Source organism: Methanoculleus sp. (genome assembly GCF_030019085.1).
In the GTDB taxonomy this organism is placed as follows: domain Archaea; phylum Halobacteriota; class Methanomicrobia; order Methanomicrobiales; family Methanoculleaceae; genus Methanoculleus.
Map to the genome: position 1 here is coordinate 14092 of NZ_JASEFJ010000007.1, position 26653 is coordinate 40744.

Below are 26653 nucleotides of genomic sequence, written 5' to 3' on the forward strand. Positions count from 1 at the left end.
ATTAAGCCGCTCCCCTGCCGCGGCCGCTGCAAGGGTTCATCGGGACGCAGACCATTCGATCTGCCTCTTCGATGTAGTGGACACAGATATCGACACCGTAGGCTTCACGGAGGTTCTCCTTCGTGATGACGTCCTCGGCCGGACCCTGCGCGATCAGCCTGCCGCCCTCGAGGATGGCGACCGAGTGCGAGACCATGAATGCATGGTCGGGAAAGTGAGTGCTCATCAGGATGGCGATCCCATCGACGGCGAGGCGGTCGATCGTCGCAATCACCTTCATCTGGTTGCCGATGTCAAGGTGCGACGTCGGTTCGTCGAGGATGAGAAGCGAGGGTTGCTGGGCGAGCGCACGGGCGATCATCACCATCTGCGACTCCCCCCCAGACATCTCCGAGATGGGTTTATCCCGAAGATGAGATATCCCGATCCGCGCAAACGCCTCCTCCGCCTTCTCGTAATCTTCCTCTTTTGGGACGGAGAAGGTCGAGATATGGGGTGCCCTCCCCATGAGGACGAAATCAAGCGCCGAAAAAGGGAAGACGGAACGGTGGCCCTGGGGGACGTAGCCGACCTCCCGCGCGACCTCGTTGGGCCGCATTTCGCTGACCCGACGGCCGTTGATCTCCACATCCCCACTCTGGAGTGTGAGGATGTTAAGGATGCACTTGATCAGGGTCGATTTTCCGGTGCCGTTCCTCCCGAGGAGAGAGAGAACCTCTCCTCTCCCGAGTGAGAAGGAGACGTCTTCAAACTGCTTTATTAAGCCGTCGTATGAGAACGAGGCGTGCTTGACGTTCAGGATCATGCCCAGCCGACCTTCTTTTGTGTTAAGAGGTATGCAAAGAACGGCGCCCCCACGAGCGCTGTAAGGATGCCGAGCGGGATCTCAGTTGCGGTCAGGGTTCTCGCGATATCATCGACTACCAGGAGGAACGAAGCCCCGAGAATGGCTGACACCGGGATAAGCTTGCGGAAATCAGGGCCGACGAGCATTCTCCCAATATGCGGAACAACAAGGCCCACCCACCCGATAATCCCGCTGATGCAGACCGCGGAGGCGGTGATGATGGTTGAAGCGACTATGAGCACCACGGTCATCCTCTTCGTGTCGAGGCCGAGCGCCTGCGCCTCCTCTTCGCCGACCGAGAGGAGATTGATCCGCCACCTGATGAGGTAGAGGCAGAGACTCCCGAGAAGGATCGGCGGGGCAACCGCGATGATATCGGTGTTTGAGACCGATGAGAGGCTTCCCATCAGCCAGAAGACGATCGCGGGCAAGGTGTCGTAGGGGTCAGCGACATATTTGGCGAGGGATAGAAGGGCGGAAAAGAGGGAACCGACGATGATTCCAGCGAGGACAAGAATGAGGGTCGAGGAGTTGTGGTAGACGCGGCCGATGCCGTAGGTGACAGCGACTGCGACGATCCCGAAGACGAAGGCCGATACCTGGATGACCCAGGGATTGCCCGAGACGAGGATCCCTAGGGCCGCCCCGAACCCGGCGCCAGCTGCCACACCGAGGATATCGGGTGAGACAAGAGGGTTTCGGAAGAGACCCTGGAACGATGCGCCGGCGAGGGAGAGACCTCCCCCGACGAGCATCGCCGCTATCACCCGCGGAAGCCTGATCCGGAAGACGACCGTCTGCTCTGACACCCCCCACGTCTGCTCGAAGGATGGGAGGAGGACCTGATGACCCGAGAGTGTCGAGAGCAGGGTTGATGTCCAATCGAAGAACGTGTTCGCCGACCCTATTACAAGGATCCGGAAGGTCTCCACCGGGTCCATCATGTACCTCCCGAAGAAGAGGGAGATGAAGAAGAGGACGATCGGGAGGAGGTAGATCACCCTCTCCAAGGGGATGAAACGGAAGATGGTCTCAGAGATCAGTGCCTCGCTGCGGGAGACTAAATGCGGAGGATTGATCGTGACGTTCCTTCTTGACTCCTGCCCCGTTTCTGTGATCGTTTCTCTCCCGCAGGTCATCTCACGCACCGACCCCATATCATATTTGTATATGAGGTTTATTTAATTCTGGGTTAATGTAAATGATGTAACATTTACTTCTATGGTAAAAGTGTTTGGTTGAAACCCGTTCCGGGCGTGATGTAGAACCATGCATACCCGGAGGCATCACCTCCAGCCACCGGTGCACAGGCTACTGGAGCGAGGGTGGTCAGCGCGGCCGGACACGATTGCCATCCACGGCCCGTCGCTACATCGGCAGGTCGGATCTCTCCTCCGAACCACCTGCGATCGATAGACTGCATTAATGCTTGCAGCCTCTTCACAACACCTTATGCGCGACCAAAATAGGGGAAAAAAGAGCGGTATGCCCAGCAGCAGTCATTGTTGCCACCTGCGCTCTCTAGCGTGACACGCGAGTGGCCAGGGGGAAACCCCCACCACCCCTTATGGGCTATAGCATCTCCGGAGAATTATCGGGCTGTTTTGCGAGGCTCCAGCGGCGGCCGCATCCGCGAGCACCGGAGAACCACCGGCGATACAATCCGCCTGCGGTGCTGCTGGCATTACTCTGGAAAACGCCTGCGCCTCCCGCCACTCCCATACAGCATCCATCACGGCATCGGCCGTAGCCATGACGCTCGCTGACCCCACGTCCACCACAACGGCGTTCTGGATGTTCCAGCGCTCGACAACCGTGTGGAGTAACCTGCGCCGGACAGTCCAGATCATCGGTGGATGGGGATGACCGACAAGTCGATCGAGCTGATCCGCCCAGACCGCACCCTGCAGCTCGAACCTCCCAACCTCGTCGACTACCAGCAGATCGGTAGACCGTGGATCGGGCGGTGCGAGCGCTCTCCGCCCGAACGCGAGTGCTTCCGGCCGGAAGTAGAAACGGCCGTGAACCTCGCAACGAGGGTCAGGGTCGATCGAACAGAGTTCCTCATGCTCACCGGTGGCCAGGTCGACCAGCGTGAAACCAGACCTCAGACCATCCCGCACATGGCCGGGGGCGATGATCCCCCGAACCCGAACGTTTGCGCCGACGGTAAGCCCCAGAACATGGTGCAGGAACGTCGTCTTGCACTGGCCCTGCTCGCCGGTGATGATGAAGACCGGCGCCCGGCCGCTCATCCGGGACGCCTCCTCTGCCGGATGCAGGAGTAGACGTTCGCTCCAGAATACATACATATGTTTTTGGGCTGCTTGTATAAATCAGTTTTACTCACCAATGTTGTTTAAGGTGTGTCATTAACAAACTCAACCAGCCCTGCCTCAATATCACCCGCCAGCAGTATAAGGAGTGGCGGACAATATCATACGGAGTTAATGGCTATGGCAGAGAAGAGAGTCGTGCTCCACACGACAATGGGCGATATCACTATCCGGCTCTACGAAGATATGCCGGTGACCGCCGGAAACTTTGAAAAATTGGTACGTTCGGGCTTCTACGACGGCACTATATTTCACCGTGTGATCGACGGGTTCATGATCCAGGGTGGCGATCCCACCGGCACCGGGACCGGCGGGCCGGGCTACACCATCCGCGACGAGTTTGTAAAGGGTCACTCGAACGTCCGGGGGACTGTTGCGATGGCAAACACCGGCCGCCCGAACACCGGCGGTAGCCAGTTCTTCATCAACCTTGTCGACAACACCTACCTCGACTGGGACAACCCCGGGACGCCGAGCGCCCACCCGGTCTTCGGCGAGGTGGTCAAGGGGATGGACGTCGTTGACAGGATCGGGAAGGTGAGGACGGACTCCAACGACAGACCCAGGGTCGCCGTCCGGATAACGAAGGCCGAAGTCGTGGAGCAATGAATCAGAGAGAGAGCGGCAACCGCCACCTGCGGACGGTCGAGGAGCGGATCGGCTACACATTCCGCAAACCATACCTGCTTGACCGTGCGCTAACCCGCCTTGCCTACACCCTGGAGACCGGTCTCCCCCCGGAGATGCACATGGACGCCCTTGCAACCCTCGGCGACGCCGTCATTAACGTCGTGGTCGTGGATGCTATTGTGGCGGCGGGAGTGCACGATAAAGGCGCGATCACCAACCGGAAGATGAACATGGTGAACATGTCCAGGCTCCGCGCCCTTGCAGAAGAGATCGGTCTTGCCGACCACGTCCGATGGGGAAAGGGTGAGGGCGCCCAGAGGGTCTGGACATCCGGCCGGGTTCTCGCCGAGTGTCTGGAAGCGCTCATAGGCGCTGTCTACCTGGACGGCGGTATGGAGATGGCCGCGGATGTGCTCCGACGGCTCGGGTTCATTGGAAAGATTTAAAGGTCATCCCCTTTTTCCTTCCCTGGCGCCGGCAACCCCGGTCGGAGGGCGCATCAAGAGCCAGGCAATGATGAAACCGATGACGGCGAGGGCTGCAACCAGCGGAAAGACACCAAGGTATGTCCCGCTCACCGTCCGGATGAAACCGGCAACCTGTGGCCCGGCGATGGCCCCCGCCCCGTAGGCCAGGAAGACGACCCCGTAGCAGCGCGAGTAGTCGCACGTCCCGAAGTACGAGGCCGTCGCCGTCGGCGCGATGGCGAGCCAGCCGCCAAGACATCCCCAGAGTATGGCGAACGCAACGATGTAGGATGGCACCCCCGGCACAAGCCAGATCAGGAGAGATGCCACCGCTATGAGCGCAAACGTCAGCATCGCGGTCTTTTGAGGGGTTATACGGTCAGTGAGGCTCCCGAAGACCGGGCGGCCAAGACCGTTGAATATGGCGAAGAACCCGACGAGAGCCGTCGCAAGTGCGGCGCTGACCCCGGCAACCTCCGTTCCAACCGGCTGCGCTATCGAGATGGCCATCAACCCGGCCAGACAGCCGATGAAGTAACAGGCAAAGAGCCCGTAGAACGTCCCCGTCCTGAGCATCGTGCCCCGGTCGCACTCGCAGACCGGTGCGCTCCCACTACCGGGCGGTGGAGGCGTCCAGCCCATGGGTCGCCAGCCCGCCGGCGGGAAACGTAGCGGCAGGGCCGAGATGACCAGCAGGACGATGAAAGCGAACCCGAAGATCCGGAACGTCGTCATAACACCGTAGGCAGCGATCAGGGCCCCCGCAATGTTTGCGGTGATAAAGGCCGAAAACCCGAACCCGAGCAGGGTGAGCCCGACAGCAAACCCCCTGCGGTCAGGGAACCACTGGGTGGCCACGGCGACCGGCACACCATAGGTGATACCCACCCCGACGCCACCGATCACCCCGTAGACTATGTAGAGGGCCTCGACCGAAGAGACCGTAGATGCCAGGAGCCAGCCGAAACCGGTGAGGATCCCGCCGACTATCGTCACGTTCCTTGGGCCGTAACGTTCGATGTACTTCCCGGCAAGTGGCATCGCTATCGCAAAGAAGGCCAGGAAGACAGAGAATGGGAGGAGGACCTCCCCGGCCGTCACATGCCGGCCGAGCACCTCCGTGAAGTGCGCGGCAAGGGGCGCTGTGAAGACACTCCAGGCGTATATGCTCCCGAGACAGAGGTTAATGATCAGCCCCAGAGCGACGAGTCCCCACCGTCCCTTCTCTGCGGGCATGCCAAAGATCGCTGGTACTGTATCAGGCATGTATACCTACTCCTCCAGTGTGGAGATGTCACCCGGGTCCATGCCGAGTTCACGGGCTTTCAGGACACGGCGCATGATCTTGCCGCTACGGGTCTTCGGGAGCCTATCCACATACTCGATCTCGGCCGGTACAGCGATCGCTCCCAGAGTCTTCCTGACATGGCGTGCGAGTTCGTCCGTGAGGCCGTCTCCGGGATTCACCCCCACACAGAGAGTGACGAAGGCCTTGATTACGTTTCCTTTAAGGGGATCGGGTTTTCCGATGACCGCAGCCTCGGCCACAGCGTCGTGAGAGACGAGCGCACTCTCGACCTCGGCCGTCCCGATGTTGTGCCCGGCAACGACTATCAAGTCGTCTGCACGGCCAAGGACCATGATGTAGCCTTCCTCGTCCTTCACCGCCAGATCGCCTGTGGTGTAGCACCCGGGGATGGTATTCCAGTAGACACGGTAACGCTCATCGTTCCTGTGGACCGTCCGGAGCATCGCAGGCCACGGTTCCTTTATGACCAGGAACCCGCCGGTGCCGGGAGCGACCGGGTCGCCGTGGCGGTTGACCACGTCAACCACAGCGCCGGGGATTGGTTTTCCAGCAAACCCGGGTTTCATAGGTTCGCCGATCATCGTGGTGACCATGTGCATTCCGGTCTCTGTCTGCCACCAGGTATCGACGATCGGGCACCTGCCACCACCGATGACGTGGTAGAACCATTCAAACGCCTCAGGGTTGAGCGGTTCCCCGACCGAGCCCAGGACGCGGAGCGATGAGAGATCGTATTTCTTAGGCCACCCCTCGCCGTAGCGCATGAACATCCTGATGGCTGTGGGCGCGGTGTAGAAGATCGTCACCCCCAGATCCTGGATAATCCGCCAGTAGATGCCGGGATCGGGGTAGTCGGGCGTGCCTTCAGCGATAACGACTGTTGTGCCAACCGCAAGCGGGCCGTAGACGATGTAACTGTGGCCGGTGATCCAGCCGGTGTCAGCGGTGCACCAGTAGATATCGTTCTCCTTGATGTCGAAGACGCATTTCGTCGTGTAATACGTCCCCACCGCATAACCGCCGCAGGTATGTACAATCCCTTTAGGTGCGCCGGTCGAACCGCTTGTGTAGAGGATGAAGAGCGGATCCTCCGCGTCCATCACCTCCAGGGGGCATTCTGGCGCGGAGCGGGCCATAAGTTCGGCATAGTCGACATCCCTGACTGGGTCAAGTTCTACGGCCGGACTCGCACGCCGGAGGACGACAACACGCTCGATTGAGGGTGTCCGGGCGATGGCTTCAAGCGCGATCTCCCTGAGGGGGACGGTCTTTCCCCGCCGGTAACCGACGTCAGCGGTGATCAGAACCTTCGCCTCGGCATCGTTGATCCGCATCGAAAGCGCCTCCGGTCCGAATCCACCGAAGACAACCGAATGAACGGCACCGATACGGGCGCAGGCGAGCATCGCGATCATCTGCTCGGGGACGAGCGGCATGTAGATGCAAACACGGTCGCCTTTTCTGATCCCGAGGCTCAAAAGCCCGTTTGCAAACCGCATCACCTCACGATAGAGGTCTTCGTATGTGAGGACACGATTCTCTCCGCTCTCTCCATGCCAGATGATCGCCGGTTTATCCTTCAGACCGCCGGCTACGTGCCGGTCCAGGCAGTTATAGGTGATGTTTAGTTTCCCATTGACAAACCATCTGGCGTAGGGATATTTCCATTCCAGGACGCGATCCCAGGGCTCAAACCAGGAGAGGTCACGGGCGATCCCGTCCCAGAACCCCTCCGGGTCGCGCAGGAACTCCTGGTATGCCTGCGTGTAGTCAGGCACCCAGGCGCCAGCCTTGAGTTGCGGGTCCGGGTAGTACTTCTTCTCTTCCAGTTTCACGGCGAACGAATCAGCCATTTCTCCTCATTCCGTTCTTATTCATCTCCCGGGTCCCTCCCGGGACTCGTAGTTGCCTTCATCATGCACAGGTCACCGGAACATGCCGGTTTCCATCGGTTTAACCACCCACCGGCCTTCAACCAGCCGGGCGCGAACGCTACGGATTTTACATGATTAATAATGAATATTATGGAGGATAAAGTTTTTGATCTTCAGAAGGGCAAACCCCTGCCCGGCCAATTGCCGGCTAAACGATGGCGATGATAACGCCGTGAAAAAAATAAAGATTAGGTCAGACGACCAGGATCAGCGGCGCGAAGACCAGCGCGACCATGGACATCAGTTTTATGAGAATGTTCAGCGACGGCCCCGAGGTGTCCTTGAATGGGTCGCCCACGGTGTCGCCGACGACGGCAGCCTTATGCGCCTCCGATCCCTTCCCGCCAAGGTGACCCTGCTCGATGTACTTCTTTGCATTGTCCCAGGCCCCGCCGGAGTTTGCCATCGTCACAGCAAGGAGGAACCCGGTTGCAAGTGAGCCCACGAGCAAACCGCCAAGCGCCTCCTTCCCGAGGACAAAACCGACAACAAGCGGGGCGGCAACGGCAAGAACACCGGGCGCGATCATCTCGCGCAGTGCCGAGTGCGTGGAGATAGCGATGCAGGTGGCGTAATCCGGATCGGCTTTTCCCTCCATGAGCCCCGTGATCTCCCTGAACTGGCGGCGGACCTCATGGACGATGCTGTATGCCGCCTTACCAACTGCCATCATCGTGATGGAACAGAAGAGGAAAGGCAGCATTGCACCTATAAGGACGCCTATGAAGACATTCGGGATGGAGACATCGATGACCGAGAGGCCGACCGCCTGACTGTATGCGGAGAAGAGCGCAAGTGCGGTCAGCGCCGCTGACCCGATGGCGAACCCCTTGCCGATGGCGGCGGTGGTGTTGCCGACGGCGTCCAGGGTGTCAGTGATCTCACGGACCTCCGGATCCTGGTGGGACATCTCAGCGATACCACCAGCATTGTCGGCGACAGGACCGTAAGCGTCGACTGAGAGGGAGATACCGAGCGTCGCGAGCATGCCGACAGCGGCGATCGCGATACCGTAGAGCCCGGCAACCTGGTATGAGACGAAGATCGCGATGGCGATGAAGAGAACCGGCCAGATGGTACTCTCCATCCCCTTCGCAAACCCGGTGATGATGGTGGTCGCAGCCCCGGTCTCGGTCGACTTTACAATGGCCTGGGTGGGTTTACGTTCAAAGGAGGTGTAGTACTCCGTGATCAGACCGATGGCGAACCCGGCGACGAGTCCGGCGACGGCGGCGTAGAAGACTCCGATGTATTCCGCACCCAGAAGCGTGGTCACAAGGAAGTAGGTAGCAATGACGGTTACAACGATCGCGGCAAGCAACCCCTTGTTGAATGCCATGTGGATGGCGCTGCTCTCTGTCTTGTTGGTCCGAACAAAGAACGAGCCAATGATTGACGCGACAATCCCGACCGTGGCGATCAACAGTGGCAGGAGGATCACGCTCATCGCCTCGACGTTCGGGAACACTGTGGCAGCGACTGAGACACCAAGGACCATCGCCGCGATGATCGAACCGACGTAGGACTCGTAGAGGTCGGCACCCATGCCGGCGACGTCGCCGACGTTGTCGCCGACGTTGTCGGCGATGACCGCGGGGTTCCGGGGGTCGTCCTCCGGGATGCCGGCCTCAACCTTCCCGACCAGGTCGGCCCCGACGTCCGCGGCCTTGGTAAAGATACCGCCACCGACACGGGCAAAGAGGGCGATCGAACTTGCACCGAGACCAAACCCGGTCAAAACGGTGAGAACCTCGGCCTGGGGAAGCCCGGTTACGGTGCTTATGACCACATAGGCGGTCGAGAGCCCGAGAAGCCCGAGCCCGACCACAGCCATTCCCATGACCGAACCGCTCGCAAAAGAGACTCGGAAGGCCTCAGCGACCCCGCGCCGTGCGGCGTTAGTCGTCCGGACGTTGGCGGCAGTGGCTGTGAACATGCCAATGTAGCCTGCGGTCGCCGAGAGCGCCGCGCCGAGGACGAAACATGCTGCCGTGAGGGGATTGATCGCGAGCGCCAGCACAACGGCAAGCACAATAACGAATACCGCTATTGCACGATACTGTCTGTTCAGGTAGACCATTGCTCCCGTGTGGATGGCGGCAGCAATCTTCTGCATCAGTTCGGTACCGGTGCCCTCCCGCCTGAGACTCAGATATGAGTATCCTGCGAACAGGAGAGCCAGGATGGCACCGATGGGTGCCAGATACACCAGATCCATCTCTCAGCATTCCTCCGATTGAGTACCATATAGAGAGGAATTCAACGTTTTTAAAGATGTGGAAAAAAAACTCCCTGAAGATGGAGTAAAATGTTTAGCTAAAATCGATCACTTCGGGCTGGAGCGTCTGGAGGTCAACGACAAAGGCCCGCGCGGGGGTGGGGTGGACGTTCATCTGTTTCTGAAACGACGTCTGCGACTGCCAGGTGCCGGCGTTTAAACCGAGAACGCCCCGGTAACGGGTGACACCGCAGATGTGGATGTGCCCCGTAAGGAGGATCTCGGGAAGCGGGTCGATGACAAGCCTGTCGGTCTTCATCGCGGCGATGGGTGTCCGCATTCCATAAGGGGCAGCCAGAAGCCTGCGTTTGAGCATCTCAACCATGATCTCGCCGGGGCGCTCGTAACTTGCGCCGGGAATGAGCCCTATCATATCGTCTATCGACCGGCCGTGATACATCAGGACGCGGACGCCCTGGAGGTTCAGCAGGCAGGGGTTCTCGACAAGGGTGCAGTTTGACGGGAAATTCGCTGCAAATTCCGGGGGGATCGCAGGCTGCGGCTCGGCCATCCTGACTACATCGTGGTTCCCGGGTGCGGCGACGATCCGGATCCTTGAGGGGAGGTCGCGGAGCATCCCGGCAAATACGTCATACTGCTCATAGATGTTCTTTATCGTCAGTTCGTTCTCCTGTCCGGGGTAGATGCCGATGCCATCGACGAGGTCACCGGCGATCAGGAGGTAGGAGGCATCGGAGTCCTGGAGCCAGTCGGCAAACCTGTTCCAGGCATCCAGGAGGAAGGTGTTGCTCCCGACATGGACATCGGAGATCAGGACAGCCTTTCCCGGACGATCGCTCTTGAAAGGGGCGTTGTTGATGGGGACGTCCGGACGAAAGAGTTGCTCAGCAAAGAGGAGGCCGCCATCAACTGAGAGTTTCCCCTTGACCCCGATCACATCGTCAGGGAGTATACGTTCGGCCTCCTCGAAAACCTCGTCCCGCCCCCTGTTAAAGAGCACCCGTATCACCCCGCTGGGGTCCTCCACCTCAACGAGCCTGTGGCCTTTCGGGGTCGTCCGCACCTCTATAACCATCCCGATGATGCTGCACTCCTCTTCGCGGTAACGGCCGGGGGACTTCAGCAACGCCTCGATCGGCATCGCGGTCATCCGGGTTCGGATCATCGAGGAGAGGGTGTTGTAGCGGTTCCGGAAGTAATGAACGGCGTCCTCATGACCGCAGACGCTCCCCGTGCTTCCGGCGCTCCCCATGATTACCTCAAGTTCGGGATCGACCAGGAACCTGGTCCCATCCCTGACCTTCTTTAGTCCCGGAATATGCTCCGTGGAGACCACCAGAGCGTCGCCGGCCACCGCCGCAATCCGGTCGATGAGCGAGGGATCGTCCTGCTCCCGGATGTAGTTCACCACGTCGGGGTGGACCTGGTGTTTCGTCTCAAGGAACCGGCGTACGATCTCGGCGTTAGCGAGCATGGACTTCATGTTATTCTCCTGTGGCAATATGGGCTTTACCCTTCCACACACACGGGGTGATAGAGACAGGAACTGAGATTTAACACCAGATCCGCAAAACGCCGGTGGCTGCGGTCGAATCCATGCAACGTCCCCTCTCCATTTCACGCCGCAGAACCGATGAGACCACCCGGGGAACCTATGTATATTAAGGAGGGTTAATCTCCATATAACAGATGGCGGCTACAAATGGGCTGCAGCGTGCAGCAAATGCCGTGCGGGCGTTCCGCGAGAGCGAGCACCCTGTGGTCTCTCTCGCAAGGGACATCCTCTGGGTCGTTGCGGTGGTTGGGGGCATCGCTCTTCTCCTCTACCTCCTTGCCGGTACCTGGCCGGCGGTGGTCACGATAGAGTCGGAGAGCATGGTCCCGCACATGAACGTCGGTGATCTGGTTTTTGTCGTCGACCAGAACCGGTTCGGAGATCCCGTCACCTGGGTCGAAGGTCAGATGATCGGATACTCGTCTTTCGGGGACTACGGTGACGTGATCGTCTACCGGCCAAACGGTGCCGACTCCGTCCACCCGATCATTCATCGGGCGATGATCTACCTTGATACCGACGACGTGATCGAATCGGGACTCGGCGCATACTACGATGAACCACATGCTGGTTACATCACCAAAGGCGACAACAACCCCTACACCGACCAGCCAAACCTCAGGATCTCCGGCATCGGTGTGATCGAACCTGTGAAGGAGGAGTGGGTCGTTGGAAAAGCCCTGGTAGCGGTGCCGCTCATAGGTTACCTCCCGCTCCACCTGCCAGAGTTTGCCGTTGCCGTCATCCTGGTCATCCTCGTCCACGATCTCATCCTTGAACGCCGCAAAGGGAAAGAAGAATAACCCTGAACCACAAAAGAAGTGTTTAAGATGGCATATCCGCTGCATGACCTCCTTGACGACGTGCTTGCCGGCCACCGGCTAACCGAGGAAGAGGCTGTCCGACTGCTCTCCACGCGCGGGCGGGACGTCTGGAAGATAGCCGCTGCCGCAGACGAACTCCGCGAGCGAAAAGTCGGAGACGTTGTAACCTACGTCAGGAACCAGAACATCCACGTCACCAACATCTGCAAGAACCGTTGCGGGTTCTGCGGGTTCGGACGGCGGGCTGGCGACCCCGGCGCGTTCCGCGACGACCTTGATACTGTGCGGGAGAAGGCCAGGATCGCACGCGATCATGACGTCACCGAGATCTGTATCCTCTCGGGCGTCCACCCCGACTACACCCTTGACTCCTACATCGACCTCATCAGATGTGTGCGGGAGGAGGCACCCGGTGTGGATATCCATACCGCAAGCCCTGACGAGATCGCCTGGGCGGCGGAACGAAGCGGCGTCTCGACAGAAGAGGCGCTCGAAAGACTGCGTGATGCGGGTCTTGGCACACTCCAGGGGACAGCGGCTGAGATCCTTGTTGACGACGTCCGGCGCGTGATCTGCCCGAACAAGTGCGACACCGCAACCTGGGTCCGCGTCATAAAGGAAGCACACAGGATGGGCATCCGGTCGACCGCGACGATCATGTACGGTTCCTGCGAGAGCGAGGCTGACCGCGCGAGACACCTTGGGATCCTCCGCGAGATACAGGACGAGACCGGCGGGTTCACGGAACTTGTGCCGCTCTCCTACCTCTATGAGAACACCCCACTCTACCGCCAGGGACTTGCGCCCGCCGGCGCCACGGGACGCGAAGACCTGCTGCTCTTTGCGGTCGCGCGCCTCTTCCTCGACAACTTTGACCACATCCAGATCTCCTGGGGCAAGGTCGGAACGAAGATGGCAGAGCTCGGGCTGCTGGCGGGCGGCGACGATCTTGGCGGGACGATGTTCTGCGACGACGTCTCGGTCGATGCCGGGGCTGAGGATGCAGACTACCTTGACCCCTCGGAGATGCGCAGGATCGCAGAGGACCTCGGCAGGACTCTGCGACAGCGGACGACAAGATATGAGATTGTTGCGTCAACTACCCCCGACTGAATCTGGAGGGGGGCACCACGCTCTTCACGGTGCCCCTGAAACGCTCTTACTATAGTTATCACCACCGAGACCCACCGGGAGACCCGAAAGTTCTTCTCCTGACCCCGCCAGATCAGTCCAATCATATAGTGGAAGGCGAATCTGGAGCATGACACAACCACTGCAACAGGTGCTCGACGACGTGCTTGCCGGCCACCGGCTAACCGAGGAAGAGGCTGTCCGACTGCTCTCCACGCGCGGGCGGGACGTCTGGAAGATAGCCGCTGCCGCAGACGAACTCCGCGAGCGAAAAGTCGGAGACGTTGTAACCTACGTCAGGAACCAGAACATCAACGTCACCAACATCTGCGTGAACGCCTGCGGGTTCTGCGGGTTTTCGCGGAAACCAGGAGACACCGATTGTTTCTGTCACGACGAGACCGTGGTGAGAGAGAAAGCCCGCGCTGCACGCGAACGTGGCGTCACCGAGATCTGCACGGTTAGCGGTCTCCACCCCGACTTTGACGTAGAGTCCTACGCCAACATCTACTCCTGGATAAAGGAAGAGGCCCCTGATGTCCATATCCATGCAAGTAACCCGATGGAGGTTGCCTACGCCGCGAGGAGGAGTGGCATCACCACCCGGGAGGTGCTGGAGATGATGAGGGAGGCAGGGCTATCGACTCTCTGCGGGACGGCGGCCGAGATCCTTGTCGATGACGTTCGGCGGGTGATCTGCCCGGACAAGATCGATACTGCGACATGGATCCGGATCATAAAGGAGGCGCATGGGATGGGCATCCGGTCGACCGCGACGATCATGCACGGATCCTTTGAGAGCGAGGCTGACCGCGCAAGACACCTTGAGATCCTCCGCGAGATACAGGACGAGACCGGCGGGTTCACGGAGTTCGTCCCGCTCTCGTTCGTCCACCCTAATACGCCGCTCTACCGTGCGGGGATTGCCCGGCCGGGTGCAACAGGCAGGGAGGATCTGCTCTTGTTTGCGGTATCCAGACTCTTCCTTGACAACTTCGACCACATCCAGGCATCCTGGGTGAAGATAGGGACAAAGATGGCGGGTCTGGCGCTTCTTGCAGGTGCCGACGATCTGGGTGGAACACTCTTTGAGGAGAGCATCTCGCGAGAGGCAGGCGCGAAGGACACCGACTACCTTGACCCGGTGGAGATGCGCAGGATCGCAGAAGACCTGGGCAGGACGCTCCGGCGACGGACGACGACTTACACCCTTCTTGCAGATTGAATCATCCAAGGAAGGGATTAACCCCGGAAGACCCTGCTGATACCGATGAAGGAAGAGGGAAAATCAGGCTACATTGCCCCTGCAGGCTGTAACTCATCAACAGAGTTCGCCGACGGCTTGTTCCGAGAGCGGGATACACGGCAGGGTTGCAAACGTGGCCTCGAATCATTCCGGATCCGGGGATACCACCGCAGTCTCGCTCAAATCCGATGTGGAAGTGACAGCTGGACCTCAATCCTCCGGGCGGATGTAGCGGACTATCGTATCCGCAACCTCTCTTGCCCGCGTCATTGCCCGCTCGTCATTACGGACATCGCCCGCGGCATACCCCCTGCCACAGACGTAGCCGAGATACGAGAACTCGTGAGCGTTCAGGAACCCCTCTATTGTCTCCAGAGTGCGCTCGCATCCCCGGTCAGCACAGACCGCAACCGCAACCGCTCTCCTTCCTGAGAGTTTCCTGTCGTGGAAGAGAGAATACGTACGGTCGATCAGGTTCTTCGTCTGGCCGTTGATGTCGTAGTAGTAGGTTGGAGCGCCGAGAACAAGCACCTCACACGCGACCATCCTCTGCGCGACAAAACCCCAGTCATCGTCCTCTGTCACACACCACTTCGTCTCCCTGCAGGTCTCGCACCCGGTGCAGGGTCGGATCTCCATACCGGCAAGCGATATGTACTCCGTCTCGACACCCGCCTCCCGCACGCGCTCAAGGATGGTGTTGACGAGCGTCGCGGTGTTGCCGCTCTTGCGCAGGCTTCCGGAGATTCCAAGAACAGTCATACCCTATGCTTATCCCCCGTGTTCTTGATTCTTCTGATCAGGGCATCCAGATCGAGACCCCGGAAAGCCGCCAGGATCTCGGGGAGTGGGTCATCCGGGCGATGGAAGAGGTGGGAGGAGCAGTTGCAGTCACTGCACCCGAACCCCGGAACGGATGGGTCACCCAGCGCGGTTGCAAGGTCACACTCGCAGTCACGCCCGGTGACAGCGGTGATAACAGCGACAGGGCTAAAGTGCGGGTCGAGGAGGAGGTGGTCGATATGCCAGCGGGGAGGGCGGTCGCGCCTGAACGCCAGGTTGACGTGCCGGTCTGCGCGGGCAAGGCCCCCACTCCCCTGCGCCGATCCTATGTAGATGTGGTAACCCGGCGCGAACTCCCGCACCCCCAGGGCGCCGATCCGAGCCCTGCAACAGAGGTTCTCAAGGACGAGGGCGTATACACCCCTATCCATACAACCGGAGCGCCTCCCGTGCGGCTGCTATATGCCGCCAGCCGTCATGCTGGACGGGCTCGCCGTGCCCAGGGTAGAGAGCCTCGACCTCCAGGGTGCTGAGGCGCTCGACGGATGCCGCAAGTGCATTGAGGTCGCCTCCCGGGAAGTCGTAGCGGCCAAACGAACCTCCGGTAAATACAGTGTCTCCTGAGAAGAGTGACCTCGCCTCCTGGTCGTAGAGACAGATCCCCCCGGGGGTGTGACCGGGGGTGTGAATCACAAGGAGGTCTCCAACCCGGTCGCCGTCTGCGAGGGTGACGTCCGGGACTATCCCGGGCGACCGGGCACCGAAATACATCGCAAGACTCCTGGAGTCATCGATCAGGCCCTGCGCGTCCGCGTGGTGGATGCATACGGTGGCATCACCGCACATGGCCGCGATCTCCGCAAGATGGGCGATATGGTCGTAATGAGCGTGGGTGATGACGATCGTATCGATAGCAGCGGCATAGGGCTTTACTGCCATCGGGAGAACCCCGGCATCGATCAGGATATTTCCGTAAACAAACGAGTTTGCATAGGTCATGTCGCCTGTGATCCACCGGACATGCATGCAGACTAATATGGCCTCCGGACAAATGGTTCTTATGCACACCCTTGTTCAAGCGTGCCTGCGCGGGGTTCCTCCCGAGGTAGAGACGATCGCCCGCGACGAGGAACTCACCCCTCACAACGCGGCACGGGCTGTCGCCCGCGGCCGGATCGTCATCCCGGCAAATCCCGCCAGGCCGCACCGGCTCTGCGCTATCGGAGAGGGGTGCAGGGTGCGGGTAAACGTGAACGTCGGGACGTCGGGCATTCGATGTGACGGGGATCTCGAGGTTGAGAAGGCGAAGGCCGCCCTCCGGGAGGGCGCAGACACCCTGATGGACCTCTCGACCGCCGGAGACCTTGCCCGCATCCGCCGCCGGATACTCGAGTTTGATGCGCCTGTCGGGACTGTCCCGGTCTACGAGGCTGTCCGGCGGGCTGGGAACGCTGCGGACGTGGATGCCGACCTCCTCTTTAACGTCATCCGGGAACACTGCAAACAGGGCGTCGACTTCCTGACGCTGCACTGCGGCGTTAACCTGGACGCTCTGGCATCGCTCAAGGCTGATCCAAGGGTGATGGGCGTCGTCTCCCGCGGCGGGGCGTTTCATGTGGCGATGATGGCGGCGACCGGTGAGGAAAATCCCCTCTACGCCGAGTATGACTACCTCCTCGAGATCCTGGCGGAACACGACGTTGTCGCGAGTCTGGGGGACGGTATGCGACCGGGCGCACTCGTGGACGCCGGTCGCCTTGCGAAGTCAGTAGAGTACCTGACGCTTGGACACCTTGCAAAACGGGCGCTCGCTACCGGGGTACAACGGATGATCGAGGGGCCGGGGCATATCCCGGCCGATCAGATCGGCTACAACGTCAGGATGCTCAAAGAACTGACCGGCGGTGCGCCGCTCTACCTGCTCGGGCCGCTCGTGACCGACGTGGCACCGGGTTACGACCACCTGGTCGGAGCGATCGGTGGCGTTATCGCCTGTATGAACGGCGCCGACTTCCTCTGCATGGTCTCACCAAGCGAGCACCTGGCACTGCCAGATCTCCGTGATATCGTGGAAGGGACGCGGGCAGCGAGGATCGCGGCGCATGTGGGGAGTCTCTCCCGCGCCACCGCGCGCACAAAGAACCGCGAGATCCGGATGGCTGAGGCACGTAGGGCGCTCGACTGGGAGAAACAGTTTGAACTGGCCCTCATACCGGATGAGGCCCGGCGGATCCACGAGCGGGACGGTGGGCTTGAGACCTGCTCGATGTGCGGCGACCTCTGCGCCGTGAAGATGATGAAAGAGATCCTCCCCCTACCAGAAGAGCGGCTGGAACCGTAGAGGGTCTGGATCGATCCAGGGGTGTGGGCGAGCCCGTGATAGCCCCCAACACCCCGGGAAGTTTCAGAGAAGGCTAAGGAGAGGTCAGTGGGTCTCCCGGTAGTATTCCCACTCCTCGATCTCGGTGCCGTTCTCAAAGATGCAGACACCGTATTCACTGCCGTCTGGGTTCTTACGGATCTCGTATTTGTGCCCCTGCTCCACGCACCAGACCGCAGCAGGGTTTGCGATACCGGTGCTCCCGCCACATTTGGCGCACGCCCAGGGAATGTCGATGATCTCAAGCGGTGTTCCCCACTGCTGGATCGTCGCGGTATCCCTCTTCACCTCTCCGACGAAGGTAAGGCGCATTCCGTCAACCCGGTAGGACTCGTTCAGGTTGAGCGGGAGATAGCGACCCCCTTTATCAGCGATGATCCCGTAAAACCCGCCCTCAAGGTCGATGTAGGTCACGGTCCCGCTCCCGGTAACCACCTGCCTGGAGTCATCAATCCTCTCGATCTCGACAATCTCCACAGGTGTCCCCCACTGCTGGATCGTCGCCGTATCGTTCGCAACATCGGCAGAGAACCGGACGCGAAGACCATCATTCCGGTAGTCCGCAGGAAGGTCAAGGGGAAGGTAACGTTCACCGTCGTCGGTAACTATCCCGTAGAAACCACCCTCAAGGTCGATGAAGACGATCGTGCCATTACCAGAGGCACGAACGTTAACCGTCTCATCACCCCCGGTAGCCATGCACCCGCAGGCCAGGATGGCCCCAAAGAGGGTGACCAGAACAACCAGGTATTTTGTACTTGATTCCGTCATAGGCATCAACAGGGATCCATTCTACCCCTCCAGGTAAGTAGATTGCCTTAACTACGAAGAAATTCGGACCTATTCGCCAGCAGAGATATGATGGAGTGGTTCCAGGATTTTGTGTGGCTCCGGGGGTCTCACCGTCCCCCGACGCCGCCGCCACCAAAACCGCCACCACCACCGAACGACCCGCCACTTCCGCCAAACCCACCACCGCCTCCGCCTGATGGCGGGGCGAAGAAGAGTATCGGGGAAAAGATCACCGGCACGCTCGAGTAGAGCGGGACCCCAACGTCCTGGAGGTTCACATTCAGACTCTTCATCGCCGCTTCTACCTTATCCCCGAGACCAAGCGCTGTCCCGTAGACCAGCCACTCCCCCCACATGGAGAGGTCCTCTGGCGAGTAGTCTCCGATCAGTGCAAGATCGGAGAGGAACCGGGCAAACGCATCCCACTCGAGTTTCTCCCGATAACCGTCGCCCCTCCAGTGCCCGAAGAGGGTTGATGGGAAGAGGGCCGCGATCCCGACCTGGACGGCAGCTATGAGCGAGAGGACAGCGGCGGGTACCAGGAGATAGGCCGCACCGGGTGCGAGGAGGAGCAGAAGGATGGACAAACCACAGGGTATGGCGCCGAGGAAGGTGAGCGGCAGGATCAGCGTCCTGCCATCTTTGATGTAGCGGTAGGCAAACGAGGGATCCACATCGCGGGTCAGTGCCGCAAGCGACTGTTGGTACTTCACGATACGGTGCTGGTAACCCGGACCCCCCCGGGCGGCTCTGGCAAGGTCCTCAAGGTCGGCGGTGTCAACAACATCGTCGTCGGCGAGATTTGCAAGGAAGTTTAAAACCCGCTGCTCGTAAGGGTCGGTGGACTCGGTCGAGAGTATCCTGACCGTAACCCCCTTGCCCTCAGGTTTTTCGGTCACCAGGATCTTCTTCTGCCGGTGAAGGTCAAGGAGCGTCGCGTAGAAGCCATCCTCATCGAACTCAAGTGCGTCCCCTTTGAAGAGAAGGTTCACCTGCCAGGGCTTTAGCGCGGTGTTCGGCGTGAAACTGAGATACTCCGGGACGGTGAAGGACCTCTCCCTGCCGTAACGGAGGTATACTCCAAGGAGGATGAACGGCATCAGGAGCACGAGAACGCTCGAAAGATCGTAAAAGAGAGCCGCGACCTTATACAGGATCGGTGGCCAGCGGTTGGCGTCGGCCGCCTGTTGCCGCACGTCACTGAGATATGTCGGGAAACCGCTGATCCCCTCCATGAACACCGGATCGAGGATCATCTCGATGTTCAGGGCATCGTTCTCAGGAGCGCTCCCGGTTATGACGACAGCCTCTCCCGTCCGCTCTACCACGAGGGTCGGGGGATGAGTGTAGACCTCCTCGATCATATCGGCAAACGGCAGCGTGATCTGGATGTCCCGGAATGGAACGTGTTCATCCAGAAGTTTCAGGTTCAGGTGCGCCCATTCTCCGTCGTATTCGATTGGCGGCCGGACAACGTAGCGATACTCCACCGTGTAGGTGCCGGGAGCGAAGTAATTCGGGTTGAAGATGCCGACCTCGTTCTCGAGCGCAAGGCTACGGATCGTCTCGATCTCGCCGATAAGCGGGGTCCCTGCGGCCGTCCTGACCTCTCCCCGATAATCCCTGACGTAGCCGATGGTTCCTGGAGGAGCGCTCAACCCGGCAAACTCGATATGTGGCTGGTCGATGGAAGCAAAGGAAAGCGGCGCGTCCCAATAGCGGAAGAGCATCCGGTATTCCCCGGGCTCGCGGACGTGGTAGGTATAACGCTCGATTAGGGTTCCGTTCTCGTAGAAGACAGCGTCGTAGTGCTCAACCTCCAGACCCCCCGCAAAGAAGTCCGGGAGCGCGTTCGCTCCAACGGCCGCCATGACCCCTATTAAGAGGGTGATGACGACCAGGGTGAATATCTGCTGTCGTTCGGTCATCCGCATGGTCTATCTGTATCAGAACGTTATCTTCGGAACCCGTTCGGTCTCCTCGCCAAACTCCAGGTAATCAACCTTCGTGAAGCCCATCATCCTGGCGATAAGGTTCGAAGGGATCGTATCGATCATGGTGTTATACTGCTGGGCGATGTTGTTGTAGGTGTAACGGTGTCGTGCGATCTCGTCCTCGACACCTTTCACCGCGCCCATCAGGTCCTTCACCGTCTGTGAGGTCTTGAGGTCTGGGTAGTTCTCCGCAACAGCGATAAGCCGTCCCAGAACCGAGCGGGACTCCTGGTCAAGTTCGCTCAAATCCCCGGGGCCGGCACTGCCGATACGCGCCCGCATCCCGGTCACACCGGTAAGGGTCTCCTTCTCGAACGTCGCATAGCTCTTTACAGCGCCGAGGAGCTGCTCGATCATGTCCAGTCGCTTCTTCATCGCGACCTTTACCTGCCCGAGCGTCGCCTCAGCAGAGTTTTTCAGGGAGAAGAACCGGTTGTAGATGCTGATTGACGCCGCGACGACGCCAATGACGAGCACCACCACCACGACAATGAGGATTATGGAGATTATATCCAAAGTCTGCCACCACTAAACTGTGTGCCCTGCAGCGTATTTAAGGGATAACCATTACTGTTGCGTAAATATGCAGTAATACCGCCGGTGTAAAAGATGAGACCGGGTCAGGCGTATGAAGCATGCTCCCGGTAATCCAGACCTTCTACGATCTCCTCGCCGGAACTCACCATCGCCACGACCCTGCCATCCGTATCGCGGAGGAGGGCGTTGTGCCAGAGGATCTGCAGTTCCCGACCATCACGGCTGACTACCGGACTCTTCTCAGATGGAGGAGGCTCGATCCCGCCGGCCACCAGACGCTGGAAGTTCCGCTCGAGCCTCTCGCGCAGACGCTCCGGAACGACCGTCGCAAACCAGTTCTTCCCGGTGAGTTCCCCCTCGGCATAGCCCAGGATCTCGTTTCCCTTCCTGTTGACGAGATCGATTGTCCCATCCGCCCCGATCACAGCGATCATAACACCCGCAGCCTCAACGTAACCCTTGGCCCTGTCGCGCTCGGTGACAAGGCGGTTCTCGGCGGCTACGCGATCTGTGATATCCTCGGCGATCCCGAGAATGTACCTCAGCACACCCCGCGAATTGTAGACCGGGATCCTCTTCAGCAGGAGTGTCCGGCCACTGGAGAGAGAGACCCGCCCCTCCAGGGGCACAGAACGCTCAGCGATCTCGCGGTCACCGCCCGCAAAGAACGCCGCTATCTCGTGCGGGAAGATCTCATCCGCCCGTTTTCCTGCCATCTCCTCCTGCGTAACCCCGAGGAAGAACTCGGTGGCTTTGTTTGCAAAGACGAACCTGTCTCTCTCGATCTCCCGGACAAAGACCATGCTCGGGATGTTGTTGACCACAGAGTAAAGGAATGACTTCCACTGCGCTACCTGCTTTAAGGCACGCGCCCGTTCGGTTACGTCGCGACAGACCATCCTGTAACCGGTGAAGTCCCCGATCATATCGTAGATCGGTGTCCCGCTCACCTCAAGAACTACAGGGTTCCCGTCACGATGGAGCATCGTCCACTCAAAGAGAACACGTGGCCTCGGATCGGCGAAGATGGCATCAAACTGCTCTCTTACCTTTCTGGCGTCCTCCGGCGTCATGAAATCGAATGGCATCTTCTGGAGCATCTCTTCCGGGGTGTAGCCGAGGATCTCCATGCTTTTTGGGCTGACGTAGGAGAAGGTGCGGTCGCCGTCAACGTTCAGGATCAGGTCGCTGATGTTCTCAACCAGGCTGCGAAAGAGTGACTCGCTCTCGCGCAAAGCGTCCTCGGCACGCCGCGCATCGGTGATGTTCTCAAGGATGATGGTGACGCCGGGTGTGCCGTCGTTGAAGACCGTTGGTAGGAACTTGACCCGGAAGAAGAGTTCCTCGCTGTGCCGAAGGAACCGGAGTTCCTCCGTGGATTCGCGGCTGTTCAGGGCGTCGTTGATCCGGCTCCGTATCAGGGGATGGTCAAACGCAGCAAGCGGTGACGTCTCGATGGGTTTTCCGATGATCTCATCCCGTTCTCTCCCGGCAAACGCACATATGGCATCGTTTGCCTGTACCACTCTACGATCCCGGTCGAGCACCAGCACAAGATCCGAGGAGAAGTTGAGCATGGCGGCGATTGGAACCCGCTGAGAGGGGTAAAAGACCTTGGCCTTACCGTAGGTCTTCATCTCCACCTGCCCGGCCACCAGGAGGACGTCGAGGTAGCGGGAGACGGTGTTCCGGTTGATCCCGACGGCTGCTGCGAGGTCGGAGACCGACATCCCGCGGGGGTTCTCTTTGAGGGTGGCAAGCAGGAGAGAGAGTGGATCGGTAGTGGAGCCCATGCGTAGAGATCTGTTTATCGGCCGGGGATATAGCGTTTTATGATTTGCCATTCAACGATGTTAGCAGATAACGCCAGACCACAATGCATGGCAATAATAAAAAACTTTATAATGTGCTCGGATCAATATATGATCCCCAGGGTCAGGAGAAATGGAATCTCTCCGACAGACACCGGGTCATGCGGGCACAGGTGATCCGGTCTGGCTGGGAATGGTGAGCGGAAACATTCACCACGCTGACTGTATTAAAATCGGGTGCACCCGGAATCGGGTACACCAGGGCACACCTCTCTGAACACTAAACCTCCGTGATGCCCGGCGGCAGCGGGGCGGACGGCACAACCGTCCCGGAAAACACCTGCAGGCATCGCATGGTTATCACACACCCTCCAATACTCCTTTTTTGCTCCTTGAAAAGAGGTAATCCTGAACATTGTACCCCTCCCGGCGCCCATGACTCATGATTTGCCGGCACCTGATAGAAGGGAGCCCAGGGCGCGGGGGAGATCTTCTTTCGCCGTTACCACGTCTGCGGACTCTTCGAGCATCAGGTTGACCAGTTCGTGGTGCCCGGCAATACGAAAGTCGGTGCGGAGCGCGACGAGAGGTTTGTCATGGGCATACGCATACCCCATCTCCCAGGATGTACCCGAGTCTGCATCCGCACCGTCGATGACCGCAACGACGAGGTCAGCGTCGCGGAGCGCCGCAAGATGCCTTGAGAATATCGCCCTGTGCTCGTCCCGGCACCGGGTGTGACTGGTATCCCCCACCTCCTGAGGAAGGTAGACATCAAAGAGGTGTGTCTCGAGGAGATCGCGGAGCACCAGGTTGTACGCCCGCTCCGCTTCCGAGAAGAGAGGAGCGGCGAGGTAGATGCGGTAGCGTGCAAACTCCTTAACGTCGACTGCCCGGATATCCGGGAACCTGGCGATAAACGCCCCGCGCCCTGGCTCTTTTTCAGTGGATAGGTAGGTTGTATTGACCCCACAGACGGGTGAGGAGTCCACCCCCACTATCGCAAGCGGCGACTCCGCGCGTTCCCTGATCGCGCTACGAAGATCTGCCTCAAGCGCATCAAGGAGGGCTGAAAACTCATCGGTTGCGAGCCGCTCCATGAACGAGCCCGGTTCCCGGTCGGCGCCAAGGTATATCGTCTCAGGACAGGGGAATGGGACCATCTCGATCGAGAAACGTCGGCAGCGCTCTACGGCACGGCGGAAGGAGTGAATGTCCTCCCCGCTCGTTATTCCGCGGGCACGGCAGGCGGGATCAAGGATACAGGGAGCGAGAAGCACGTACATTGATAGTACCTTGGCGGCCTACCATAACAAGAGAGATGATACCGCTCTACATCTACAGGGACAACACATGCGACCCGGGGAAGTGCACGGCAAAGAAACTTGGAAGGCGCGGACTTGTCCGGATCGTCCCGGCAATCGCAAAGATCCCGCGTTCGACCCTCCTCCTCGACCCTACCGCCGAGAGAGCACTCTCTCCCGCCGACCGTAACCTCCCCTCGATAACAGCGCTCGACTGCTCCTGGGAGGTTCTCGATACAGGAGCGGTAGCCTCCTGGCGCAACCGCCGGGCTCTCCCTTTCCTGGTGGCCGCAAACCCGGTGAATTTCGGCCGACCTTTCCGGTTGACAACGGTGGAGGCGATGGCAGCGGCGCTCTACATCCTGGGGGAGAAGGAGCAGGCAAGGACCATACTCGCGCCGTTTGGATGGGGGCTCCGGTTCCTTGAGGTTAACGCCGAACCCCTGGAAGAATACGCCGGGGCAAAGGACAGCGCCGAGGTCATCGCCATCCAGGCGCTTTACATGTGAGACATCCCCTGCGCCCTTCAGATGAGGCTACACCTCATACATCGCTCAAGCAGTCACTTCGCTCACCAAAAAACGGAGAGACAATTTTGAGCCGTCGCCGTCTTCCCCAAACAGCACCTTTTTATATATTCAACCATGATCTCGCAGTCAGAGATAGGAGGTTACCAGAAGATGAACACCGAAAGGGAGAGGGTTATCCTGGCTGCAGCCCATGCGGCGACCTACAAACCCGATTACATGACCGTCGACAAACTTGAGGCGGCAACACGAGGACACGGGGCGCTTGTCATCCCGGCATTTGCCGCGGCGAACTCACTGGCCGAGGATATCTTCTGCAATGTCGGCGCACCCGAGATGCGCCTCATGAACATGACGCTGATCGATGCTTCGGTCCCCTACCTGCCGCTCGATGCGATCGTCGGGAAAGCGGTGGGCGAGGCGAAGCGGGGCGGGGCAGAACCGGCAAACGCAGCTCTGATTGTTGCGACGCTTGCCTACTTCTCCGGAAGCTGTGCCCGCGCTGGCGTGCCGCTCGGAAACCGCAAACTCGGCGCCATCGCGCGGATACACGCCGGCGCGGACAGGACTAGCGCAATCGCCCTGACAACGAACAAGTTCACCCACCGTGTCCCGGCGTTTCCCGCCTACCTTGCGATCTACCAGGCCCTGATGAAGAAAGAACTGACTCACCTTGATGGTGCAGTCCTGCCACCATTCGTCGCCGGTGGAGGTGTCATGGGCCACGCCTCGCTCGGAGAGGACTACAACATACCAGAACTCGCCAGAAACGCCGCAAAGATAGGGACCGAGGCGATGATGCGGAGCATGGAGGGTGCCGGAACAACGCCATACCCCCTCTGGCCAGCACTGATCGCCGCAGCAGTAACAATGGAACTCGTCCACCCCGACGCTCTCCTGGGTGAAGAGTTCGGGAAGTTCGGGGAGATTGACTCGGCCTACATGGCCGGGAAGGGGGCAGTCGAGGCGGCGAAACTCCCCGACAAACTCCATATGCGTGGTACCGGAGAAGAGTATGACACCGCCCGGATCATCGGTGATTTCGGGCTGATCTTAAAAGATGTCGGTGGCCCCTCGGTGATCGGGTCCATGGTGGTAAACGAGATCTTCGCAGGTTTCCAGGAGTCCGCCATCATCGGGGCTGGATTCTCTGGCGGGCCGGTGAACGTCCCGCTCGGCCACCTCGCCGGCGACATCCTCCCGGCACTGCGACTGCTCTTCTCGAACGGTGGCGACGTCGAGGCAACCGCGACCGCGATCCGGGACTACAAGATGCAGTCCTTCATCGACCCAGAACTCGCTCTCTGTGGCTTAAACACGATCGCCCGCAAGGCAGAGGTCGTGAACAGAGGAATGGTAACGGAGGCCTGCATCCGGGCGAGCGAACCGGTACGCGACCGCGCTGTCTACCGGCGGGCCGTGAAGGTCTACGAGATGCTCAAGGCAGGACGGTCAGTGGAAGAAGCGGCAAGAACCCTCGATGAGGAGCGCAGGGCTCTCGTTGAAGAGCGAGGTTCCGCAGCCCTCTCCGGGTTCACGGGGAAGGAGATCAGGTTCCGATTCACGGAGATCGCACCCCATGCACGGAGAACAGACTCCTTTACTGCAAAATACTGGGGGTTTGACCCGAAGATCTCCTATGACATAACCATCGACGGGAAAGATTACCATATCGAGAACCTCACCGCCAGGGTGGTTCCGGAGTATGCGCTCCAGGGGAAAGGCAGGGACGACCCGGATATGGGCACCGCCATCTTTGTTGGCGCTGTCCTCACGCAGGAACTACAGTATAGCGGCCAAACCATCATCAACATGACCGTACCTGCCGCGGTAGCGGCAGCGCTTGGCACCGATCCGACAGTAGCGGCAAAGAAGGCGGTAACTGGCGCGCGCCTGACAAACGCAATCCTCGGCGGCCAGAAGGTGGCAGAACAGGTCGCTAAACTTGCGCAGGAGATCTCTAAGGGCCTCAACGAGCCATCAACTGAAACATCTTGAGGTGCCGGC

General features: G+C 59.6%; 23 protein-coding genes. 8 read left to right on the forward strand and 15 right to left on the reverse strand.

Translation table 11 applies throughout. The features are described 5' to 3' along the window. Position 1: 1 nt before the first annotated feature. From QMC91_RS04755 to QMC91_RS04765, 3 genes are all read right to left on the reverse strand, one after another. Entirely contained in the window at positions 2–805 is an 804-nt protein-coding gene (locus QMC91_RS04755; RefSeq protein WP_300236127.1) for an ABC transporter ATP-binding protein, read from the reverse strand. Beyond that, positions 802–1986, reverse strand: coding sequence for an iron ABC transporter permease (locus tag QMC91_RS04760; RefSeq protein WP_300236129.1), 1185 nt, complete (start codon positions 1984–1986; stop codon positions 802–804). Before QMC91_RS04760 ends, QMC91_RS04755 begins: the two co-directional genes overlap by 4 nt. Before the next feature lie 426 nt (positions 1987–2412). Next, positions 2413–3159, reverse strand: a complete 747-nt coding sequence (locus QMC91_RS04765; protein ID WP_300236131.1) for a nucleoside-triphosphatase — start codon at positions 3157–3159, stop codon at positions 2413–2415. Positions 3160–3303: 144 nt separating this feature from the next. Between QMC91_RS04765 and QMC91_RS04770 the strand changes: the two genes are divergently transcribed. Both QMC91_RS04770 and QMC91_RS04775 read left to right on the forward strand, forming a co-directional pair. Next, complete coding sequence (locus QMC91_RS04770) at positions 3304–3792, forward strand: peptidylprolyl isomerase (RefSeq protein WP_300236134.1); 489 nt, start codon at positions 3304–3306, stop codon at positions 3790–3792. Further along, complete coding sequence (locus tag QMC91_RS04775) at positions 3789–4259, forward strand: ribonuclease III domain-containing protein (RefSeq protein ID WP_300236137.1); 471 nt, start codon at positions 3789–3791, stop codon at positions 4257–4259. Before QMC91_RS04770 ends, QMC91_RS04775 begins: the two co-directional genes overlap by 4 nt. A 3-nt stretch (positions 4260–4262) precedes the next feature. Here the strand turns inward: QMC91_RS04775 and QMC91_RS04780 are convergent, their stop codons facing one another. The 4 genes from QMC91_RS04780 to QMC91_RS04795 all read right to left on the reverse strand — a co-directional run bounded on the left by QMC91_RS04780 (position 4263) and on the right by QMC91_RS04795 (position 11236). Further along, positions 4263–5546: an OFA family MFS transporter gene (locus QMC91_RS04780; protein ID WP_300236139.1), complete on the reverse strand. Its 1284-nt coding sequence runs from the start codon at positions 5544–5546 to the stop codon at positions 4263–4265. 6 nt (positions 5547–5552) lie between these two features. Continuing rightward, a complete protein-coding gene (gene acs, locus QMC91_RS04785) occupies positions 5553–7442 on the reverse strand; it encodes an acetate--CoA ligase (protein WP_300236141.1) in 1890 nt (629 codons plus the stop codon). Positions 7443–7716: 274 nt separating this feature from the next. Beyond that, positions 7717–9741 (reverse strand): sodium-translocating pyrophosphatase, encoded by a 2025-nt coding sequence (locus QMC91_RS04790; RefSeq protein ID WP_300236144.1) that lies wholly within the window; start codon positions 9739–9741, stop codon positions 7717–7719. A 94-nt stretch (positions 9742–9835) separates the two neighbouring features. Then, positions 9836–11236 carry a DNA-directed DNA polymerase II small subunit gene (locus QMC91_RS04795; RefSeq protein WP_300236271.1) on the reverse strand — a complete coding sequence of 467 codons (1401 nt, stop codon included), beginning with the start codon at positions 11234–11236 and terminating at the stop codon, positions 9836–9838. Positions 11237–11451: 215 nt separating this feature from the next. Between QMC91_RS04795 and QMC91_RS04800 the strand changes: the two genes are divergently transcribed. From QMC91_RS04800 to cofH (QMC91_RS04810), 3 genes are all read left to right on the forward strand, one after another. After that, positions 11452–12120: a signal peptidase I gene (locus tag QMC91_RS04800; protein WP_300236147.1), complete on the forward strand. Its 669-nt coding sequence runs from the start codon at positions 11452–11454 to the stop codon at positions 12118–12120. Between the two features lie 27 nt (positions 12121–12147). Further along, a complete protein-coding gene (cofH, locus tag QMC91_RS04805) occupies positions 12148–13254 on the forward strand; it encodes a 5-amino-6-(D-ribitylamino)uracil--L-tyrosine 4-hydroxyphenyl transferase CofH (RefSeq protein WP_300236150.1) in 1107 nt (368 codons plus the stop codon). A 148-nt stretch (positions 13255–13402) separates the two neighbouring features. Beyond that, positions 13403–14497 carry a 5-amino-6-(D-ribitylamino)uracil--L-tyrosine 4-hydroxyphenyl transferase CofH gene (gene cofH / locus QMC91_RS04810; RefSeq protein WP_300236153.1) on the forward strand — a complete coding sequence of 365 codons (1095 nt, stop codon included), beginning with the start codon at positions 13403–13405 and terminating at the stop codon, positions 14495–14497. 231 nt (positions 14498–14728) lie between these two features. Here the strand turns inward: cofH (QMC91_RS04810) and QMC91_RS04815 are convergent, their stop codons facing one another. The 3 genes from QMC91_RS04815 to QMC91_RS04825 are packed head-to-tail and all read right to left on the reverse strand — an operon-like array spanning position 14729 to position 16327. Beyond that, entirely contained in the window at positions 14729–15280 is a 552-nt protein-coding gene (locus tag QMC91_RS04815) for a flavodoxin family protein (RefSeq protein WP_300236156.1), read from the reverse strand. After that, entirely contained in the window at positions 15277–15732 is a 456-nt protein-coding gene (locus tag QMC91_RS04820) for a DUF123 domain-containing protein (RefSeq protein ID WP_300236159.1), read from the reverse strand. The genes QMC91_RS04815 and QMC91_RS04820 overlap by 4 nt, the downstream gene beginning before the upstream one ends. Next, positions 15725–16327 carry an MBL fold metallo-hydrolase gene (locus QMC91_RS04825; RefSeq protein ID WP_300236161.1) on the reverse strand — a complete coding sequence of 201 codons (603 nt, stop codon included), beginning with the start codon at positions 16325–16327 and terminating at the stop codon, positions 15725–15727. Before QMC91_RS04825 ends, QMC91_RS04820 begins: the two co-directional genes overlap by 8 nt. Before the next feature lie 25 nt (positions 16328–16352). Here QMC91_RS04825 and thiC point away from each other — a divergent pair, with 25 nt between their 5' ends. Beyond that, complete coding sequence (thiC, locus tag QMC91_RS04830; protein WP_300236274.1) at positions 16353–17642, forward strand: phosphomethylpyrimidine synthase ThiC; 1290 nt, start codon at positions 16353–16355, stop codon at positions 17640–17642. An 84-nt stretch (positions 17643–17726) separates the two neighbouring features. Here thiC and QMC91_RS04835 read toward each other — a convergent pair whose 3' ends face one another. The 5 genes from QMC91_RS04835 to QMC91_RS04855 form a co-directional block, all read right to left on the reverse strand. Further along, positions 17727–18458 (reverse strand): DUF333 domain-containing protein, encoded by a 732-nt coding sequence (locus QMC91_RS04835; protein ID WP_300236163.1) that lies wholly within the window; start codon positions 18456–18458, stop codon positions 17727–17729. Between the two features lie 122 nt (positions 18459–18580). Further along, positions 18581–20407, reverse strand: coding sequence for a DUF2207 domain-containing protein (locus QMC91_RS04840; RefSeq protein ID WP_300236164.1), 1827 nt, complete (start codon positions 20405–20407; stop codon positions 18581–18583). A 12-nt stretch (positions 20408–20419) separates the two neighbouring features. Further along, on the reverse strand, positions 20420–20983 hold the full coding sequence (locus QMC91_RS04845) for a LemA family protein (protein ID WP_300236166.1): 564 nt from the start codon (positions 20981–20983) through the stop codon (positions 20420–20422). A gap of 104 nt (positions 20984–21087) precedes the next feature. Then, on the reverse strand, positions 21088–22797 hold the full coding sequence (locus QMC91_RS04850) for a PAS domain S-box protein (protein ID WP_300236168.1): 1710 nt from the start codon (positions 22795–22797) through the stop codon (positions 21088–21090). A 458-nt stretch (positions 22798–23255) separates the two neighbouring features. Continuing rightward, positions 23256–24101, reverse strand: coding sequence for a nucleoside 2-deoxyribosyltransferase (locus tag QMC91_RS04855; protein ID WP_300236170.1), 846 nt, complete (start codon positions 24099–24101; stop codon positions 23256–23258). Positions 24102–24136: 35 nt separating this feature from the next. On the opposite strand from QMC91_RS04855, the gene QMC91_RS04860 reads away from it, so the two are divergent. Together QMC91_RS04860 and QMC91_RS04865 are read left to right on the forward strand one after the other, a co-directional pair. Then, positions 24137–24628, forward strand: coding sequence for a DUF367 family protein (locus QMC91_RS04860; protein WP_300236174.1), 492 nt, complete (start codon positions 24137–24139; stop codon positions 24626–24628). Positions 24629–24763: 135 nt separating this feature from the next. After that, positions 24764–26644 (forward strand): hypothetical protein, encoded by a 1881-nt coding sequence (locus QMC91_RS04865; RefSeq protein ID WP_300236177.1) that lies wholly within the window; start codon positions 24764–24766, stop codon positions 26642–26644. Positions 26645–26653: the final 9 nt, after the last annotated feature.